Here is a 15,440-nt window from a genome sequence, read left to right as displayed (position 1 = left end):
ATGAGGACCGTGGATGACGCGGAGCGAGGAGGCGGCGTGAACCCGCTGCGCGACCCGCAGGACCGCCGGCTGCCGAGGATCCCGGAGCCGTGCGCTCTGGTGATCTTCGGCGTCACCGGTGACCTGGCCCGCAAGAAGCTCCTGCCGGCCGTGTACGACCTGGCGAACCGGGGGCTGCTGCCCCCGGGCTTCGCCGTGCTCGGCTTCGCCCGCCGGGACTGGGGCGACGGGGACTTCGAGTCGCTCGCCCACGAGGCCGCCAAGAAGCACGCCCGCACCCCCTGGCGGGAGGAGGTGTGGGCGCGGCTGGTGGGCAACATCAAGTTCGTCGGCGGCTCGTTCGACGACGACGCCGCGTTCGACCACCTCTCCGAGATGCTGGACGAGCTGCGCCAGACGCACGGGATCCCGGGCAACGCCGCCTTCTACTTCTCCATCCCCCCGGCGGCGTTCCCCGTGGTCCTCAAGCAGCTGGCCCGCACCGGGATGGCTGACAACGCCAAGTCCGGCGGCTGGCGCCGGGTGGTGGTGGAGAAGCCGTTCGGGCACGACCTGCCCTCGGCGAAGGCGCTCAACGACCTGGTCGACGACGTATTCACCCGCGAGGACGTCTTCCGCATCGACCACTACCTGGGCAAGGAGACCGTCCAGAACATCCTCGCCCTGCGGTTCGCCAACAACCTGTTCGAGCCGCTGTGGAACTCCAAGTACGTCGACTCCGTGCAGATCACCATGGCCGAGGACGTCGGCATCGGCACCCGCGCCGGCTTCTACGACTCGGCCGGCGCGGCCCGCGACGTGTTCCAGAACCACCTGCTCCAACTGCTGGCGCTGGTGGCGATGGAGGAGCCGACGAGCTTCGACGCCGACGAGATCCGCACGGAGAAGCTCAAGGTGCTCCGGGCGATCACCCTGCCGAAGGACGTCGCCGAGGGCACCGTGCGCGGCCAGTACCTGCCCGGCTGGGTGGGGGGCGAGCGTGCCGTCGGGTACCTGGAGGAGGAGGGCGTCCCGGAGGACTCGACCACGGAGACCTACGTGGCCGTCCGGCTCGGCATCCAGAACCGCCGCTGGGCGGAGGTGCCCTTCTACATCCGGGCCGGCAAGCGGCTGCCGCGCCGCGTCACCGAGGTCGCCATCATGTTCAAGAGGGCGCCGCACCTGCCGTTCAACGAAGCCGACATGGAGTCGCTCGGCAACAACCAGCTCGTGATCCGGGTGCAGCCGGACGAGGGCGTCGTGCTCAAGTTCGGTTCCAAGGTGCCCGGCACGACGATGGAGGTCCGCGACATCGCGATGGACTTCCAGTACGGCGAGGCGTTCACCGAGGCCAGCCCCGAGGCGTACGAGCGGCTCGTGCTGGACGTGCTGATCGGCGACCGTACCCTCTTCCCGGACGCCGCCGAGGTCGAGCAGAGCTGGCAGGTGGTGGACCCGCTGGAGCACGCGTGGGCGGGCACGAAGCCGGAGCCGTACCGGGCCGGCGAGTGGGGTCCCCGGGCCGCCGACGAGATGCTGGCCCGCGAGGGCCGGGCGTGGCGGCGGGCGTGAGCGCGAGGAGTGAGCCGGTTCTGCGAGCCCCGCAGTCGCGAACGAAGGCACGTGCCGTGAGCAGCCGCAGCGAGCAGACCAGGAGGCTCCATTGATCGGCCTGTGGGACACCACCGGGAACGAGGTGGTCAAGGCGCTGGCCGCCGAGCGGCGCAGCGCGGGCGGGGTGGCCAGCGGCATGGCGCTCACCCTGATCGTGGTGGTGGACGAGAAGCGGGTCCGCGAGGCGGAGGCGGCGGCGACGATAGCGGCCGCCGCCCACCCCTGCCGGCTGCTGGTGGTGGTCCGCACCGACGTGGAGCGCGAGCGCAACCGGCTGGACGCGGAGATCGTCGTCGGCGGCCGGCTCGGTCCGTGCGAGGCGGTGGTCACCCGGATGTACGGGCGGCTCGCCCTGCACGCGGAGTCGGTGGTGATGCCGCTGCTGGTGCCGGACGTGCCGGTGGTGACGTGGTGGCACGGCGAGCCGCCGGCCGAGATCGCCACGGACTTCCTCGGCGTGGTGGCCGACCGGCGGATCACCGACTGCGCGCAGGCCGCCGACCCGATCGAGGCGATGCGCCAGCGGGCCCGGGACTACGCGCCCGGCGACACCGACCTGGCGTGGACCCGGATCACCCCGTGGCGCACGCTCGTGGCGGGCGCGTTCGACACCACCCAGGCCAGGGTGACCGAGGCGACCGTGGTGGCCCCGCCCACCGACCCGACCGCCGCGCTGATGCAGGGCTGGCTGGCCGCGCGGCTCGGCATCGAGCCGGTGTGGGAGCACACCGACGCGTCGCCGCGGATGCGGGAGGTGCAGCTGCGCTGCGCCAACGGCGACACGCTGACGCTGAGCCGCGACGACAGCGTGGCGACGTTCCGGCGTACCGGCCAGGAGGACCGGCAGCTGCCGCTCGTCCGCCGACCCCTCGGCGACGAGCTGGCCGAGGAACTGCGCCGGCTCGACGCCGACCAGGTGTACGCGGAGGCGCTGGGCACGGCGGCCGGGCTGGCCGACCTCGACCAGCGCCCGCCGCAGCGGGTGCACGTCTGGAAGGACCCGGCCACGGCCCAGCGGGCCGAGGCGGGGGTCACCGCGCACGTGGGAACGAGCGCCGAGCACTGAGCGCCCGACTGCTCGGGGCACCACGAATGACCGGCCGCGCGGCGGCCGGAGAAACGAAGGCACACAGATGAGTGAGGCGAGTGTCGCCGTCCACGCCGACGCAGACCTGCTGGCCCAGGCGGTGGCCGCCCGGTTGGTGGTCAAGCTGCTCGACGCGCAGGCCGAGCGGGGCCAGGCGTCGGTGGTGCTGACCGGCGGGCGGATAGCCGCGGCGGTGCACCGGGCGGTGGCGGCGCTGCCGGCCCGCGACGCCGTGGACTGGTCCCGGGTGGACGTCTGGTGGGGCGACGAGCGGTTCCTGCCCGCCGGCGACCCCGAGCGCAACGAGACCCAGGCCCGCGCCACGCTGCTGGACGCGGTGCCGCTGGACCCGGCCCGGGTCCACGCGATGCCGGCCTCCGACGGTCCGGCCGGGCCCGACCCGGAGGAGGCGGCGGCCCGCTACGCCGAGGAACTGGCCCGCGCGGCGCGGCCGGGACACGCCGAGCTCCCCCACTTCGACGTGCTGATGCTGGGCGTCGGTGAGGACGGGCACGTCGCCTCGGTCTTCCCCGAGCATCCGGTGCACCACGACAGCCGGCCGGTCAGCGCGGTACGGGGCAGCCCGAAGCCCCCGCCGGTGCGGACCACGCTGACCCTTCCGGCGATCAACACGGCCGAGGAGGTCTGGCTGGTGGCCAGCGGGGCCGACAAGGCACGGGCGGTCGGCATGGCACTGGCCGGGGCGGGGCCGGTGCAACTGCCGGCGGCCGGCGTGCAGGGCACGGGCCGGACCCTCTGGCTGCTGGACCGGGCGGCGGCGGCCGACGTCCCGGCCCGCTTCCGCAGCTTGCGCTGAGGTGTGAGGAAGGGCCCCCTGTTGACGCACAGCGTCAGCAGGGGGCCCTTCCTCACACCGGAGTGGGGTCGCCGCCTAGCCGGCGGGACGGCCCCGCCGGCGGCGCAGGGCGGCGAGGGCCTCGGCCAGGATGGCCTCGCCCTCCTCGGCGGTGCGCCGCTCCTTCACGTACGCCAGGTGGGTCTTGTAGGGCTCGGGCCGGACGCGGCCCGGCGGGTTCTGCGCGTCCTGGCCGGCGGGGAGGCCGCAACGCGGGCAGTCCCACACCTCCGGCACCTCGACCTCGGCGGCGAGCCGGATCGCGGTGTGGTGGTCGTTGCGGCACCAGTAGGTCACCGTCCGGCACGGGGCCGGCTGGTGGCGTTCGGGCGCGGATCCGACCCGGGTGCCCGGGATGACGTTGCCGATGGGCACGGCTGCTCGCTCCTGTCGTCGGAGGGGAACCGCCGCGGAGAGGGCGGCGGGCGACGCGGTGCAGCGGGTGGAACGGACTGCGCGCGGCCCGTCGTCGACGGACCGCGCGCAGATTGTACGACTTGGCGGGCTCAGACCGTGCCGCTGGCCATCTGGAGGCGGAGCCAGAGCCCCAGCCCGACGATGCAGGCGAACCAGACGATGCCCACCAGGACGGTGTAGCGGTCGAGGTTCTTCTCCGCCACCGAGGAACCGGCGAGGCTGGAGCTGACGCCACCGCCGAACATGCTCGACAACCCGCCGCCCTTACCGCGGTGCAGCAGGATCAGCATGGTCAACAGAACGCTCGTGATGACCAGCAACACGATCAACGTGTATGCGAACCAGATCGGCATGGCTGGGGTCAGTCCTCTCGTTACGATCCTCGCCCGGGCAGATCGGGCACGGTGGCACCGACCGACGGACGGGCGGAGTCAAGGATAGCGAGCGATCAGCGGGAGATGTGCTCCGGGAACCGGCAGATCTTCGCGAACTCCTCGGCGTCCAGGCTCGCGCCGCCCACGAGCGCCCCGTCGACGTCCGGCTGAGCCATGATCGCCGCGACGTTCGACGACTTGACCGACCCGCCGTAGAGGACCCGGACCTTGTCGGCGGTGTCCTGGCCGAAGGACTCCGCCAGGCGCTGACGGACCGCGCCGCACACCTCCTGGGCGTCCTCCGGGGTGGCCGTCTTGCCCGTGCCGATCGCCCAGACCGGCTCGTACGCCACCACGACCTTCTCCACCTGCTCGGCGGTGAGACCCTTCAGGGCGCCGTCGAGCTGCTCGCTGCAGTGCGCCACGTGGGTGCCCTGCTCGCGGACGTCCAGCCCCTCCCCCACGCAGAGGATCGGGGTGAGCCCGTGGGTCAGCGCCGCCTGCACCTTGGCGTTGACGAGCGCGTCGTCCTCGTGGTGGTAGGCCCGCCGCTCCGAGTGCCCGATCGCCACGTAGGTGCAGCCCAGCTTCGCCAGCATCGGGCCGGAGATCTCCCCGGTGTAGGCCCCCGACGCGTACGGCGAGAGGTCCTGCGCGCCGTAGCCGATGAGCAGCTTGTCGCCGTCGACGGCGGTCTGCACCGTACGCAGGTCGGTGAACGGCGGCAGGACCACCGTCTCGACGTCGGTGAGCTGCTTCTCGGTGAGGCTGGCCGCCAGCTTCTGCACCAGCAGGTTGGCCTCGAGGTGGTTGCAGTTCATCTTCCAGTTGCCGGCCATCAGGGGCCGGCGGGTGACGCTCGCCATCAGTTCTCCAGGGCCGCGATGCCGGGGAGGGTCTTGCCCTCCAGGTATTCCAGGGAGGCGCCACCGCCGGTGGAGATGTGCCCGAAGGACGACTCGTCCAGCCCGAGCGCCCGCACCGCGGCGGCGGAGTCACCGCCACCGACGACGGTGAACGCCTCGCTCTTGGCGATGGTCTCGGCGATCCCGCGGGTGCCGTGGGCGAACGCCGGCATCTCGAACACGCCCATGGGGCCGTTCCAGAAGATCGTCCGCGCGCCCTTGAGGGCGGCGGCGAAGCCGGCGACCGTCTCCGGCCCGATGTCGAGCCCGACCCGCTTGCTGGGGATACCGTCGGCCGGCACGGTGTCGTGCGCGGCGTCCGGGGCGAACGCGTCCGCGGCCACCACGTCGACCGGGAGCATGATCTTGCCCTCGGAGCGCTCCAGCAGGCTGCGGCAGGTCTCGACCATCTCCTCCTCCAGCAGCGAGGAGCCCACCTCGTGACCCTGCGCCTTGAGGAAGGTGAAGCACATCCCGCCGCCGATGAGCAGCCGGTCGACCGACGGCAGCAGCGCCTCGATCACCGCCAGCTTGTCGGAGACCTTCGAACCGCCGAGCACCACGACGTACGGGCGCTCCGGCTCACCGGTCAGCCGGGACAGGACCTCCACCTCGCGCAGCACCAGCCGGCCCGCGACGTGCGGCAGCCGGGCCGGCACGTCGTGGACGCTGGCGTGCTTGCGGTGCACCGCGCCGAACGCGTCGTCGACGTACGCGTCGCCGAAGGCGGCGAGCTCGTCGGCGAAGGCGCCCCGCTCGGTGTCGTCCTTGCTGGTCTCACCCTTGTTGAAACGCAGGTTCTCCAGCAGCGCGACCTCGCCGTCGGCGAGCGCGTCCACGGTGGAGCGGGCGGACTCGCCGACGGTGTCGGTGGCGAAGTGCACCCGCGCGCCGAGCAGCTCCCCGAGCCGCCCGGCGACGGGGCGCAGGCTGAACTGCGGGTCCGGCGCGCCCTTCGGGCGGCCCAGGTGCGAGCAGACGACCACCTTGGCGCCGGCGCCGGTGAGGGCGCTCAGCGTCGGCAGCACGGCGCGGATCCGGCCGTCGTCGGTGATGTCACCGGTCTGCTTGTCGAGCGGGACGTTCAGGTCGGCGCGCACCAGCACGCGCCGACCCGACACCCCCTCGGCGAGCAGGTCGTCGAGGGTACGGATGCTCACTTAGGCCAGGCCTCCGTTCGTGACCGTCGGCTTCGTCACAGGGACTGGCCGACCAGCTTGACCAGGTCGACCAGGCGGTTCGAGTAGCCCCACTCGTTGTCGTACCAGCCGACGACCTTGACCTGGTTGCCGACGACCTTGGTCAGCGGCGCGTCGAAGATGCACGACGCCGGGTCGGTGACGATGTCCGAGGAGACGATCGGGTCCTCGTTGTAGACCAGGATGCCCTTGAGCGGGCCCTCGGCGGCGGCCTTCAGCGCGGCGTTGACCTCGTCCACCGTGGTCTCCCGGGCGACGTCGACGGTGAGGTCGGTGGCCGAGCCGGTCGGGATCGGCACGCGCAGCGCGTAGCCGTCCAGCTTGCCCTTCAGCTCCGGCAGCACCAGGCCGATCGCCTTCGCCGCGCCGGTCGAGGTCGGCACGATGTTCAGGGCGGCGGCGCGGGCCCGACGCAGGTCGGAGTGCGGCGCGTCCTGGAGGTTCTGGTCCTGGGTGTACGCGTGGATCGTCGTCATCAGGCCGTGCTGGATGCCGAACGTGTCGTGCAGGACCTTCGCCATCGGCGCCAGGCAGTTGGTGGTGCAGGAGGCGTTCGAGATGATGGTGTGCTTGGCCGGGTCGTACTGGTCGTGGTTGACGCCCATGACGACCGTGACGTCCTCGTTCTTCGCCGGGGCGGAGATGATGACCTTCTTGGCCCCGCCGTCGACGTGCGCCTTCGCCTTGGTGGCGTCGGTGAAGAAGCCGGTGGACTCGATGACCACGTCCACGCCGGCGTCGCCCCACGGCAGCTTCGACGGGTCCTTCTCGGCGTACGCCTTGATGGTCTTGCCGCCCACGGTGATCTCGTCGGCGGTGGCCTTCACCTCGTGCGGCAGGCGACCCAGGATGCTGTCGTACTTGAGCAGGTGGGCGAGCGTCGCGTTGTCGGTCAGGTCGTTGACCGCCACGACCTCGATGTCAGCGCCGGACGCCAGCACTGCCCGGAAGAAGTTGCGGCCGATCCGGCCGAAGCCGTTGATGCCAACCCGGATGGTCACAGGTCCCATCTCCTTGCGTTCTGGTCCGCCGGCGTAAGACCCGGGCCGGCGGAGGTGTGTGCGCCGACCGTTCGAGCCGGCCGTTGACGGTTCATCTCGGCCACCCCGCCGCGGTCTCGAAGGACCTGACCGCCGGAGGCGGTGTGCACGGCGAGGAGTGCCTGTGCCGGCCCCCTTGCCGTACGCAGCGACCTTATCCGAGCGTGCGGCGCAGTGCAGCGCCGGGTGGTGACCCCACCGGCGCCGCCGACCCGCACTGTCCTATCAGACCACGAGCATGTCGGGTGTGACTGCCGCTTCCGTATCCGGGATGCCCAGGTCCCGGGCCCGCTTGTCGGCCAGCGCCAACAGCCGGCGGATCCGGCCGGCGATCGCGTCCTTGGTCAGCGGCGGATCGGCCAGCGCGCCCAGCTCCTCCAACGAGGCCTGCCGGTGCTCCAGGCGCAGCCGGCCGGCGGAGGTGAGGTGGTTGGGCGCGTCCTCCGCGAGGATCTCCAGCGCCCGGGTCACCCGGGCGGCGGCGGCGACCGCGGCCCGCGCCGAGCGGCGCAGGTTGGCGTCGTCGAAGTTGGCCAGCCGGTTGGCGGTGGCCCGCACCTCGCGGCGCACCCGGCGCTCCTCCCAGGCCAGCACGCTGGAGTGGGCACCGATGCGGGTGAGCAGCGCGGCGATCGCGTCACCGTCCTTGACCACCACCCGGTCCACGCCGCGCACCTCGCGGTTCTTGGCGGTGATGCCGATCCGCCGGGCCGCGCCCACCAGGGCCAGCGCGGACTCCGGGCCCGGGCAGGTGATCTCCAGCGCGCTGGAGCGGCCCGGCTCGGTCAGCGAGCCGTGCGCCATGAACGCGCCGCGCCAGGCCGACACCGCGCAGCAGACGTTCGCGGCGACGACGTGCGGCGGCAGCCCCCGCACGGGACGCCCCCGCACGTCGAGCAGCCCGGTCTGCCGCGCGAGGGCCTCACCGTCCTTGACCACCCGCACGATGAAGTGGCTGCCCTTGCGCAGGCCACCGGACGCGAGCACGTGGATCTCACTCGGATAGCCGTAGACCTCCGCGATCTCCCGTCGCAGCCGCCGGGCCACCGCCCCCGTGTCGAGTTCGGCCTCCACCACGACCCGACCGGAGACGATGTGCAGCCCGCCGGCGAAGCGCAGCAGCGCCGCCATCTCCGCCCGCCGGCAGCAGGGCTTGGGCACGTCGACCCGACTCAGCTCGTCCTTGACCGCAGCCGTCATCGCCATTGTGCGTCCCCTCACGGACCTGTTCCGGCGTGTCGCCGGAGATTACGTACGTGTCTAACGATCGGCGCCCAGGACAGGCACCAGTGCGGCGCCCAGGGCGGCCGGATCATGACGGGGAGTGCCGTCGGTGACCGCGACGGGAGCGAGGACCAGGCGGGCACCCAGCGATTCTGCCGCACGTTCGACCGGTTCGGGGTCACCCGCCGCCTTGGAATCGGCGACCACACGGTCGACCCTCAGCTCCGGCAGGTACGAGCGCAGCGCGGCCAGATGGTCAGCCTGGGAGAGCCCGGAGGTCTCCTTCTCGGCGGCGAGGTTCAGCGTGACGAGCCGCCGCGCCGGGCTGGCGACGATCGCGGCGGCGAGCTGCGGCACCAGCAGGTGCGGCAGCACGCTCGTGTACCAGCTGCCCGGCCCGAAGATCAGCCAGTCGGCCGCGCCGATCGCGGCGACCGCCTGCGGGCAGGCCTCCGGCGCGGCCGGGGTGAGCCGCAACGACTCCACCCGGCCGGTGGTCACCGCGACCTGGTGCTGGCCCGTGATCGTGCGCACCTCGTCCGGCCGGCTCGGGTCGGCGCCGCGTACCCGCGCCTCGATCCCCACCGGCTCGCACGACATCGGCAGCACCCGGCCGACCGCGCCGAGCATCGCGCCGGCGTGCTCCAGGGCGGCCACCGGGTCGCCGAGCAGCTCCATCAGCCCGCAGAGCACCAGGTTGCCCACCGCGTGCCCGGCCAGCCCGCCAGCCTCGGGGCCCGCCCGCCCGGCCGCACCGGCACCCGCGCGTCCTCCGGCGACCCCGGCCGGCTCCGGGCCGGAAGGGGCCCGCCCGGTACCGGAGACCGGAAGGCGCCCCGCCGTTCCGCCCCCGGCGGGAGCCGGGCCGCCGGGGGGCGGCACCTCGGCGTAGCGGTGTTGGAAGAGCTTGGCGCTGCGCCGGGTGGCCGGATGGTCGCCGGCCAGCGCGACCAGCGCCTGCCGCAGGTCGCCCGGGGGCAGGCCGCCCCGCTCGGCCCGCAGCCGGCCGCTCGAGCCACCGTCGTCGCCGACGGTGACCACCGCCGTGATGTCGAGGTCCAGCTCGGGGGCGCAGCGGCGCAGGGCGCGTAGCGAGGCGGACAGGCCGTGCCCGCCGCCGAAGGCGACCACACGCGTCGCCGTCACTCGCGCCCCAGGTCGCGGTGCTGCGCGTTCGCGGCCAGACCGGAGTGGCGCAGCCGGGCGGCCAACTCCTCGGCGATGGCCACGCTGCGGTGCTTGCCGCCGGTACAGCCGACCGCCACCGTCAGGTAGCGCTTGCCCTCCCGCTCGAAGCCGACGGTGGTCGCGTTGACCAGGTCGGCGTACGACCCGACGAAGGCGTCCGCGCCCTCCTGCCCCAGCACGTACGAGCTGACCGCCTCCTCCCGGCCGGTGTGCTCGCGCAGTTCCGGCACCCAGTACGGGTTCGGCAGGAAGCGGGCGTCGAGCACGAAGTCGGCGTCCGGCGGCAGGCCGTACTTGAAGCCGAAGGAGAGCACGGTGACCCGCAGCCGGCGGGCGTCCTCGCCGCCGAAGAGCTCCTCGACGCGGCGACGCAGCTGGTTGACGTTCAGGTGGCTGGTGTCGATGATCACGTCGGCCTGGTCGCGGGCCTCCTCCAGCAGGCCGCGCTCGACCGCGATGCCGTCGGCGAGCCGCCCGTCGCCCTGCAACGGGTGCGAACGCCGGACGCTCTCGAACCGCCGGATCAGCACCTCGTCGTCGGCGTCGACGAAGACCACCCGGGGCGAGAAGCCGCGCTCCTTCAGCTCCCGGATCGCCCCCGCCAGGTCGGTGGAGAAGGCGCGCGAGCGCACGTCCAGCACCATCGCCGTACGCCGGGCCGCCCCGCCCGCCTTGAACGCCAGCTCGGCCATGTCGAGCATGAGTGCCTGCGGCAGGTTGTCCACCACGTAGAACCCGACGTTCTCCAACGCCCTCGCCACCGTGCTGCGGCCGCCGCCGGAGAGCCCGGTGACCACCACCAGGGTGGTGTCCGACTCCGCCGGTGTCTGCTGCCCGGTCACCGTCTCGCCCCGTTCCTCGGCCGTACGCGCCTCGCTCACCCACTACCCCCAAGCCGTGGCGCCGCGGCCGGCACCCCCGGCCGCGCGTGGTCAATCAGCGACTCTATCCCGCACCACTCGCGCGTTGCCGGCACGTCCCTGGCCGCCGCCGTGGTGGCGTCCGCCCCGGCGGAGGGTCGGACCCGGGCGCGAGGGTCGTGCTCCCGACAGGCGGACCCCTTGATGACGATCAGTCAACGTCCATACGCTGCACGTGATCGCCGCAGGTGGCGACTGGTTTCTGGGAGGCGGGATGCACGATCTGGCGGAGAAGAACAAATACGTCGGCTTCCTGTTCATGAGGATCAACCCGGAGTACTTCGCCCTGGGCCGGGAGGGCATCCACGAGGTCTCCGCCGAGCACGCCCGCGACCTGGGCCGCTTCGCCAAGCAGCTCACCCACGTGGTCTGCACCGGGGTCAACGGTCGCTACGACCAGGTGACCATGGTCGAGGCGGACACCCTGGAGGAGATCAACGCGGCGGCCACGGCGTTCCGGATGGGCAACAAGGCCCGCTACATCGAGATCGTCGACATCGTGGTCGGGATGAAGGCCCCGCCGCGCGGGCTGGCCAAGCGTTCCGCCCAGCCCGACTGAGCGACCCGGAGGACCGCCGGACCGCGACGCTCCGGTCCGGCGGTCCGCCCTGATCCGCGACCCGCCCGCTCGGGTCCGCCGGCTGTCGGGGGAGGTTCGTAGAATCCCCGGATGGCTTCCCCCACCGACCTGCGCTCCGCCGACGCCCTGGAGGTGTTGCGCCGGGTCTTCGGCTACGACGCCTTCCGCGGCTTCCAGCAGGAGGTGATCGACCACGTGGTGGCCGGCGGCGACGCGCTGGTGCTGATGCCCACCGGCGGCGGCAAGTCGCTGTGCTACCAGATCCCCGCGCTGGTCCGCGACGGCGTGGCGGTGGTGGTCTCCCCGCTGATCGCGCTCATGCAGGACCAGGTCGACGCGCTGACGGCGGTCGGTGTGCGGGCCGGCTTCCTCAACTCGACCCAGGATCTCGACGCCCGCCGCGTGGTGGAGCGGGCGTTCGTCGGCGGCGAGCTGGACCTGCTCTACCTCGCCCCGGAGGCGTTGGGCACCCGCGGGGTGCAGCAGTTGCTCGACCGGGGCAGGATCGCCCTGTTCGCCATCGACGAGGCGCACTGCGTGTCGCAGTGGGGGCACGACTTCCGCCCCGACTACCTCGCCCTGTCGATGCTGCACGAGCGCTGGCCCGACGTGCCCCGCATCGCGCTCACCGCCACCGCCACCAGCGCGACCCGCGACGAGATCGCGACCCGGCTCAAGCTCACCGACGCCCGGCACTTCGTGGCGAGCTTCGACCGGCCCAACATCCAGTACCGGATCGTGCCCAAGCGCGAGCCGCGCAAGCAGTTGCTGAGCCTGCTGCGCGACGAGCACCCCGGCGACGCGGGCATCGTCTACTGCCTGTCGCGCGCCTCGGTGGACAAGACGGCGGAGTTCCTCACCGCCAACGGCGTCGCCGCGCTGCCCTACCACGCCGGCCTGGACGCGGCGACCCGCGCGCGCAACCAGCAGCGCTTTCTGCGCGAGGACGGCCTGGTGATGGTGGCGACCATCGCGTTCGGCATGGGCATCGACAAGCCCGACGTCCGCTTCGTCGCCCACCTGGACCTGCCCAAGTCGGTCGAGGGCTACTACCAGGAGACCGGTCGCGCCGGGCGCGACGGGCTGCCGTCGACCGCCTGGCTGGCGTACGGGCTCCAGGACGTGGTGCAGCAGCGCAAGATGATCGAGACCTCCGACGGCGACCTCGCCCACCGGCGCAACCTCGCCGCCCACCTCGACGCGATGCTCGCCCTCTGCGAGACGGTCCGCTGCCGGCGCGGCCAACTGCTCGACTACTTCGGCGAGAAGGCGACCGCCGCCTGCGGCAACTGCGACACCTGCCTCAGCCCGCCGGAGTCCTGGGACGGCACCGTCGCGGCCCAGAAGCTGCTCTCCACCATCTTCCGGCTCGACCGGGAACGCAACCAGCGCTTCGGTGCGGGGCACTGCGTCGACATCCTGCTCGGCCGCACGACCGACAAGGTCACCCAGTACGGCCACGACTCCCTGACCGTCTTCGGCATCGGCGGCGAGCTGCGCGAGGCCGAGTGGCGCGGCGTGGTGCGGCAGCTGCTGGCCGAGGGACTGCTGGCCGTCGAGGGCGACTACGGCACGCTGGCCCTCACGGAGGCCAGCGCGGAGGTGCTGGGCCGCCGCCGCACGGTGATGATGCGCCGCGAGCCGGAGAAGGTCGCGTCGTCCCGGTCGGCGAAGCCACGCGGGGCGGCCACCGTCGTCGCCGAGCTGTCCCCGACCGCCGCCGGGGTCTTCGAGCGGCTGCGCGCCTGGCGGGGCGCCGCCGCCAAGGAGCAGGGCGTCCCGGCGTACGTGATCTTCCACGACGCCACGCTGCGGCAGATCGCCACCGACGCGCCCACGTCGCTGGCCGAGCTGTCCGCGGTCAGCGGCGTCGGCGAGAACAAGCTCGCGAAGTACGGCGAGCAGATCCTGGCCGTCCTGGCCGAGTAGCCGTCGGCCTGCCGGACGCGCACCGCCCGGCCGACGCGGTCAGTCCGCCGCCGGGGCCTTCGCCTCGCCGCCCAGCGCGGCGAGGATCGCCTCGGCGGTGCGCCGGCCCACGCCGGGCACCTCGGTGATCTCCTCCACGGTGGCGGCGGAGAGCCGCTTGAGCGAGCCGAAGTGCCGCAGCAGCGCCTTGCGCCGCACCTCCCCCAGGCCGGGCACCCGGTCGAGCGCCGACTCGGTCATCCGCTTGGAGCGCCGCTGGCGGTGGAAGGTGATGGCGAAGCGGTGCGCCTCGTCGCGCACCCGTTGCAGCAGGTAGAGCCCCTCCGAGGTGCGCGGCAGGATCACCGGGAACTCGTCGTCGGGCAGCCAGACCTCCTCCAGCCGCTTGGCCAGGCCGCACAGCGCCACGTCGTCGACGCCCAACTCCGCGAGCGCCTGGGCCGCCGCCGCGACCTGCGGCGCGCCGCCGTCGACCACCACCAGCTGCGGCGGGTACGCGAACCGGCGGGGGCGTCCGGTGGTCGGGTCGATCAGGACGCCGACGGCGCGCTCGTCGGACCCGCCGGACTCGTCGGACCCGCCGGACTCGTCGGACCCGCCGGACCCGCCGGGTTCGTGGGGATCGCCGGGCGCGGGCTGCCCGGCCGGGGCGACGGGGTCGTCGGCCGGCTCGACGCCCGCCTCGCCGGTCTCGGCGCGGGCGTCGAGGTAGCGCGCGAAGCGGCGGCGCAGCACCTCGGACATGGCGGAGAGGTCGTCGGTGGCGCCCCGGATGATGAAGCGCCGGTATTCGCTCTTGCGGGGCAGCCCGTCCTCGAAGACGACCATGCTCGCCACCACGTCGGTGCCCTGCATCTGGGAGATGTCGAAACACTCGATGCGCAACGGCGAGGTGCGCATGTCGAGCGCCTCGGTGATCTCGTCGAGCGCCTTGCTGCGGGTGGTCAGGTCGCCGGCCCGGCGCAGCTTGTGCCGGGCCAGGGCGTCCTTGGCGTTGCGCTCGACCGTCTCCAGCAGCGACCGCTTGTCGCCGCGCTGCGGCACCCGCAGGCTCACCCGGCTGCCCCGGTGACCGGAGAGCCAGTCGGCCAGCGCGTCGGCGTCGGCGGGCAGCGCCGGCACGAGCAGCTCGCGCGGCACGTCGGCCTCGCCCTGCTCACCGCCGTAGACCTGGGTGCAGAAGTGGTGCACCAGGTCGCCCGTGCTGAGCTCCTCGGTCTTCTCCACCACCCAGCCGCGCTGGCCACGGACCCGGCCGTCGCGCACGTGGAAGACCTGGACGGCCGCTTCGAGGGGGTCGTCGGCGAACGCGACCACGTCGGCGTCGGTGCCGTCGCCGAGCACGACGGTCTGCTTCTCCATCGCCCGGCGCAGCGCGGCCACGTCGTCGCGCAACCGGGCCGCCCGCTCGAACTCCAACTGCTCGCTGGCCTCGGTCATCTCCCGTTCGAGCCGGCGCACCATCGTGTCGGTGCGGCCGCCCATGAAGTCGCAGAAACCGTCGACGATCTCCCGGTGCCGCTCGGGGGTGACGCTGCCGACGCAGGGGGCCGAGCACTTGCCGATGTAACCCAGCAGGCAGGGGCGGCCCACCTGGCTGGCGCGCTTGAACACCCCCGCCGAGCAGGTGCGCGCCGGGAAGACCCGCAGCAGCAGGTCGAGCGTCTCGCGGATCGCCCAGGCGTGCGAGTAGGGCCCGAAGTAGCGCACCCCCTTGCGCTTGGCGCCCCGCATCACCTGCAACCGGGGGAACTCCTCGTCGAGGGTGACCGCGAGGTAGGGGTAGGACTTGTCGTCGCGGTAGCGGACGTTGAAACGCGGGTCGTACTGCTTGATCCAGGTGTATTCGAGCTGGAGCGCCTCGACCTCGGTGCCGACGGTGACCCAGTCCACCGACTCCGCGGTGGTGACCATCTGCTGGGTGCGCTGGTGCAGGCCCCACAGGTCGGCGAAGTAGGAGTTGAGCCGGCTGCGCAGGTTCTTCGCCTTGCCGACGTAGATCACCCGGCCGGTGCCGTCGCGGAACCGGTAGACCCCCGGTGACTCCGGGATGGTGCCGGGCGCGGGACGGTAGGTCGAGGGGTCAGCCACGGCAGCAAGCCTAGTCCGCGCCCCCGACAGCTCCCCG

The 15,440-nt window shown here is 72.8% G+C and carries 14 protein-coding genes; 5 read left to right on the top strand and 9 right to left on the bottom strand.

The features are described 5' to 3' along the window. The 3 genes from zwf to pgl all read left to right on the top strand — a co-directional run bounded on the left by zwf (position 1) and on the right by pgl (position 3,497). On the top strand, positions 1-1,551 hold the full coding sequence (gene zwf / locus F6X68_RS06290) for a glucose-6-phosphate dehydrogenase (RefSeq protein ID WP_151453349.1): 1,551 nt from the start codon (positions 1-3) through the stop codon (positions 1,549-1,551). A gap of 91 nt (positions 1,552-1,642) precedes the next feature. After that, positions 1,643-2,659: a glucose-6-phosphate dehydrogenase assembly protein OpcA gene (locus F6X68_RS06285; RefSeq protein WP_151453348.1), complete on the top strand. Its 1,017-nt coding sequence runs from the start codon at positions 1,643-1,645 to the stop codon at positions 2,657-2,659. 67 nt (positions 2,660-2,726) lie between these two features. Further along, complete coding sequence (gene pgl / locus F6X68_RS06280; protein ID WP_151453347.1) at positions 2,727-3,497, top strand: 6-phosphogluconolactonase; 771 nt, start codon at positions 2,727-2,729, stop codon at positions 3,495-3,497. Between the two features lie 75 nt (positions 3,498-3,572). Here the strand turns inward: pgl and F6X68_RS06275 are convergent, their stop codons facing one another. The 8 genes from F6X68_RS06275 to rapZ form a co-directional block, all read right to left on the bottom strand. Next, positions 3,573-3,911: an RNA polymerase-binding protein RbpA gene (locus F6X68_RS06275; protein WP_151453346.1), complete on the bottom strand. Its 339-nt coding sequence runs from the start codon at positions 3,909-3,911 to the stop codon at positions 3,573-3,575. A gap of 131 nt (positions 3,912-4,042) precedes the next feature. Continuing rightward, positions 4,043-4,306, bottom strand: coding sequence for a preprotein translocase subunit SecG (gene secG, locus F6X68_RS06270; RefSeq protein ID WP_088999360.1), 264 nt, complete (start codon positions 4,304-4,306; stop codon positions 4,043-4,045). 95 nt (positions 4,307-4,401) lie between these two features. Next, positions 4,402-5,193: a triose-phosphate isomerase gene (gene tpiA / locus F6X68_RS06265; protein ID WP_151453345.1), complete on the bottom strand. Its 792-nt coding sequence runs from the start codon at positions 5,191-5,193 to the stop codon at positions 4,402-4,404. Then, entirely contained in the window at positions 5,193-6,392 is a 1,200-nt protein-coding gene (gene pgk / locus F6X68_RS06260; protein ID WP_151453344.1) for a phosphoglycerate kinase, read from the bottom strand. Before pgk ends, tpiA begins: the two co-directional genes overlap by 1 nt. Positions 6,393-6,427: 35 nt before the next feature. After that, a complete protein-coding gene (gap, locus tag F6X68_RS06255; RefSeq protein WP_151453343.1) occupies positions 6,428-7,432 on the bottom strand; it encodes a type I glyceraldehyde-3-phosphate dehydrogenase in 1,005 nt (334 codons plus the stop codon). 264 nt (positions 7,433-7,696) lie between these two features. After that, complete coding sequence (gene whiA, locus F6X68_RS06250; RefSeq protein WP_088999356.1) at positions 7,697-8,677, bottom strand: DNA-binding protein WhiA; 981 nt, start codon at positions 8,675-8,677, stop codon at positions 7,697-7,699. A 54-nt stretch (positions 8,678-8,731) separates the two neighbouring features. After that, on the bottom strand, positions 8,732-9,841 hold the full coding sequence (locus tag F6X68_RS06245; protein ID WP_151453342.1) for a 2-phospho-L-lactate transferase CofD family protein: 1,110 nt from the start codon (positions 9,839-9,841) through the stop codon (positions 8,732-8,734). After that, complete coding sequence (gene rapZ / locus F6X68_RS06240) at positions 9,838-10,725, bottom strand: RNase adapter RapZ (protein WP_151453375.1); 888 nt, start codon at positions 10,723-10,725, stop codon at positions 9,838-9,840. The genes F6X68_RS06245 and rapZ overlap by 4 nt, the downstream gene beginning before the upstream one ends. Before the next feature lie 292 nt (positions 10,726-11,017). Here rapZ and F6X68_RS06235 point away from each other — a divergent pair, with 292 nt between their 5' ends. Together F6X68_RS06235 and recQ are read left to right on the top strand one after the other, a co-directional pair. Continuing rightward, a complete protein-coding gene (locus tag F6X68_RS06235; RefSeq protein ID WP_151453341.1) occupies positions 11,018-11,362 on the top strand; it encodes a hypothetical protein in 345 nt (114 codons plus the stop codon). 111 nt (positions 11,363-11,473) lie between these two features. Continuing rightward, positions 11,474-13,312 carry a DNA helicase RecQ gene (gene recQ / locus F6X68_RS06230; RefSeq protein WP_151453340.1) on the top strand — a complete coding sequence of 613 codons (1,839 nt, stop codon included), beginning with the start codon at positions 11,474-11,476 and terminating at the stop codon, positions 13,310-13,312. Between the two features lie 39 nt (positions 13,313-13,351). Here the strand turns inward: recQ and uvrC are convergent, their stop codons facing one another. Further along, a complete protein-coding gene (gene uvrC, locus F6X68_RS06225; RefSeq protein ID WP_151453339.1) occupies positions 13,352-15,403 on the bottom strand; it encodes an excinuclease ABC subunit UvrC in 2,052 nt (683 codons plus the stop codon). Positions 15,404-15,440: the final 37 nt, after the last annotated feature.

Source organism: Micromonospora sp. AMSO12t (genome assembly GCF_008806585.1).
GTDB lineage: Bacteria > Actinomycetota > Actinomycetes > Mycobacteriales > Micromonosporaceae > Micromonospora > Micromonospora reichwaldensis.
This window is presented reverse-complemented; position numbering and strand designations above follow the sequence as displayed.

What these genes read in the sequence shown, in the direction of transcription:
- zwf (WP_151453349.1), top strand. Translation starts at nt 1, where the DNA reads ATGAGGACCGTGGATGACGCGGAGCGAGGAGGCGGCGTGAACCCGCTG.
- pgl (WP_151453347.1), top strand. Translation starts at nt 2,727, where the DNA reads ATGAGTGAGGCGAGTGTCGCCGTCCACGCCGACGCAGACCTGCTGGCC.
- whiA (WP_088999356.1), bottom strand. Translation starts at nt 8,677, where the DNA reads ATGGCGATGACGGCTGCGGTCAAGGACGAGCTGAGTCGGGTCGACGTG.
- F6X68_RS06235 (WP_151453341.1), top strand. Translation starts at nt 11,018, where the DNA reads ATGCACGATCTGGCGGAGAAGAACAAATACGTCGGCTTCCTGTTCATG.
- recQ (WP_151453340.1), top strand. Translation starts at nt 11,474, where the DNA reads ATGGCTTCCCCCACCGACCTGCGCTCCGCCGACGCCCTGGAGGTGTTG.
- tpiA (WP_151453345.1), bottom strand. Translation starts at nt 5,193, where the DNA reads ATGGCGAGCGTCACCCGCCGGCCCCTGATGGCCGGCAACTGGAAGATG.
- secG (WP_088999360.1), bottom strand. Translation starts at nt 4,306, where the DNA reads ATGCCGATCTGGTTCGCATACACGTTGATCGTGTTGCTGGTCATCACG.